Below are 3,103 nucleotides of genomic sequence, written 5' to 3'. Positions count from 1 at the left end.
AAACACTCAAAACACTCAAAACACTCAAAACACTCAAAACACTCAAAACACTCAAAACACTCAAAACACTCAAAACACTCAAAACACTCAAAACACTCAAATAGTTAACTTTTTTCCTGCGCACCGTTTTTGATATTGATTTGTATTATCATTTGCTTTAATTTGTTTTAATACTATAAAAATTATGGCTTTCTATGTCTGCACCACAGGGCTATCAACGCAACAAATTTGATTTTGATATTTTAGTTGTTGAAGACGATACATTACTTAATGATCAAATTACTGAATTACTAGCTAACCAAGGGTACTCTGTTACACAGTGTTTTGATGGTGATCAAGCGCTTGATTTAGCGGTTGCTCAACGTTTTAGTCTTATTTTATTAGATGTTATGTTGCCGGGAAAAGACGGTTTAGCAGTACTTAATATTTTACGTAGTTGTAATAACACCCCTGTAATAATTGTATCGGCAAAACATGCTGAAGAAGAGCGTATTTTAGGTTTATCAGCCGGTGCAGATGATTATTTAGCAAAACCGTTTAATGGCCAAGAATTATTACTACGCGTAGATTCAGTACTAAGGCGCGTTTTTAAACAAGACACAAATACCCCTTACATTGCTAATATTGATGGACTTGAAATAGATAGCCTACGCCAGCAGGTTTTTCTGCATTGTGAGCTATTAGCTTTTACGCCTATTGAGTTTGCCTTGCTGCAAATTTTAATGAAAAACCAAGAACAAATACTGTTAAAGCCTTTTTTATATCAAGCGGCGCTTAACAAGCGTTTCAGTCAGTACGATCGTAGTTTAGATATGCATATGAGTCGTATACGAAAAAAATTAAATAACGCCGGCTGGGATGGCAGCCGTTTACACACTGTGCATGGGCAAGGGTACTGTATTAAATGACACGACGTTTATTTTGGAAGCTGTGCTTAATTATTGGTACTGGTGTTGTTGCGATGTTTTATTTAATTAATGTCGCGGTTAATCATTTTGAAAATGATATGAGCATGCTAAGTGACTCAAGCCGAGAAGAGTTAATTAATTGGCAAAAAAAGGCTGAGGTTGTATTTGATCAAGGTGATATGAGCGAACTTGAGCGTTGGGTTGATGATTTACAACAACAAGAAAATATTTGGGCTGTAATTGCTAAAGCCAATGTGGTTGAGTTAGCAGGTAATCGCTCTCATCGTCATGAGTATACAGGGTATAACTTGGGGCGAAGTATTGATTGGAAAATCCATCTGTATTTTGAGCATGCCCCCGTTATGCAATTACCCTTTAAAGATGGTGCAACTAGCCTTGTTGTGCAGTTGCCGCAAAGAATGCGCCCAGGATCACTTTGGAATTTAACACGTTTGTCGTTACAAGTTTTATTGCCAATGCTGATATTGGTGTGTTTATCTATTGTGTTATATCGCCATATTATGCATCCTATTAAAGAACTCGACTTAGCAAGTAGGGCATTTAGCAAAGGAGACTTTAGTGTCAGAGTTCGAGAGCAGCTGGGCTCACGCAATGATGAACTATCCCAGTTAGCTGAAACATTTGATTTAATGGCAGAGCGGATCAGTGATCAGATTATGCATCAACGTGTATTACTAACTGATCTGTCTCACGAGTTGAGAACACCTTTAACACGCTTAGATATAGCAACTGACAATTTACTCACTCACAGAGAAAAGGGTGTAGAAGACACGCAAATCAAATTAGAGCGTATTCACAAAGAGTCACAGCACATCCGTAAGTTAGTAGATGACACGCTTACTTTATCTTGGTTAGATAACGAGTCACCTCAGTTGCGCATTGAATCTTTGGATTTAGTCGATTTACTCGAAATCCTCATTGAAGATGGGCGTTTTGAATATCCAGATAAACTGATTTCTGCTGACTTACCTAATCAAGCCCATATTGAAAACAGTAATCACAGAGCATTAGGTCAAGCACTGGAGAATATACTTAGAAATGCACTACGTTACACACCCATTAATAAAAAAGTACGGATTAGCCTCATTGATTATAAACATGAATATCAAATTATTATTGCAGATCAAGGTCCAGGAGTACCTAAAGAGCATTTAAATACTATTTTTAGACCTTTTTTCCGGATTGATTCAGCTCGCTCATGCAACAGTGATAGCTTTGGTTTAGGCCTTGCTTTAGCACAAAGGCAATTACATGCGATTGCTGCAACAGTATTTGCTAAAAATGATACTGCAGGTGGTTTAGTAATGACTGTAACGGTTCCTAAAGGTGTATAAATTACATTTCATATTGTGTGCTTGTAAAAACTGAGCAACGCTTTCTCGTCTTGCTCACGCCCTTACTTACATGTTTTTAGGCAACTAAAGTAGATTGCACCTAACGCGTCTTTGTATATTTCCTAAATGTAACAAATGTAAAGTTGCTATACTTTTAATTAAAAGAAAATGATAATTCTTCTTATTTGTAATTGAGAAGGAGCGTCCCCCTTGAAAAAATTAGCCCTAATGAGTGCCATTTGTGCATCATTTAGTTCACCTATATACGCGCAAGAACTTGCTAAAAATACAGCGTCTGTTGAAAAAATATCTGTAGTTGGTTCTGCAACTAATTTGAGTATTACAGCTGAAGAAATAGAACAATATCAAGCAAGTGATCTGGCTGACATTTTTCGACATTCACCTTCTGTTAGTGTGGGTGGCTCGGTAGGCGTTGCACAAAAGATCTATATTCGTGGTGTTGAAGATTCTTTATTAAATATAACGGTTGATGGTGCACAGCAAACATCAACGTTATTTCATCATATTGGTCGTGTAACAATAGATCCAGACCTACTGCAACAAATCGATGTGCAAGCAGGTGCCGGCGAAGCAACAAGTGGTCCTGGTGCGATTGGCGGCTCTATCCGCTTTAAAACTAAAGACGCGCAAGACTTACTTAATCAAGGTGAACAATTTGGTGGACGTGTTAAAGCAAGTTACTTTTCAAATGACGGTACGCGTTTAAGCACCAGTGTATACGGTAAATTAAGTGATACATGGGGCGTACTAGGGTATTTCAATACTGTGGATCGCGAGAACATGGAAGATGGTGATGGCGATACTATTTATGGTACGGCC

General features: G+C 37.8%; 3 protein-coding genes. All 3 read left to right on the top strand.

Annotation, left to right across the window (positions count from 1 at the left end; all coding sequences use genetic code 11):
- The first annotated feature begins 194 nt into the window (after nt 1–194).
- A complete protein-coding gene (locus tag L656_RS0114605) occupies nt 195–908 on the top strand; it encodes a response regulator transcription factor (RefSeq protein ID WP_024599751.1) in 714 nt (237 codons plus the stop codon).
- Nucleotides 905–2,263 (top strand): histidine kinase sensor domain-containing protein, encoded by a 1,359-nt coding sequence (locus L656_RS0114600; RefSeq protein ID WP_024599750.1) that lies wholly within the window; start codon nt 905–907, stop codon nt 2,261–2,263. The genes L656_RS0114605 and L656_RS0114600 overlap by 4 nt, the downstream gene beginning before the upstream one ends.
- 210 nt (nt 2,264–2,473) lie before the next feature.
- Nucleotides 2,474–3,103 (top strand): TonB-dependent receptor plug domain-containing protein (locus L656_RS0114595; protein ID WP_158000892.1); only part of this gene is annotated, 630 nt, incomplete at its 3' end.

The organism is Pseudoalteromonas sp. TAE56, assembly GCF_000497955.1.
Taxonomy (GTDB): Bacteria; Pseudomonadota; Gammaproteobacteria; order Enterobacterales; family Alteromonadaceae; genus Pseudoalteromonas.
Note: the sequence above shows the minus strand (reverse complement) of the source record. Positions and strands in the feature narration are given on the sequence as shown.

Excerpts from the sequence above, each read along its gene's own strand:
- L656_RS0114605 (WP_024599751.1), top strand. The coding sequence starts at position 195 with ATGTCTGCACCACAGGGCTATCAACGCAACAAATTTGATTTTGATATT.
- L656_RS0114600 (WP_024599750.1), top strand. The coding sequence starts at position 905 with ATGACACGACGTTTATTTTGGAAGCTGTGCTTAATTATTGGTACTGGT.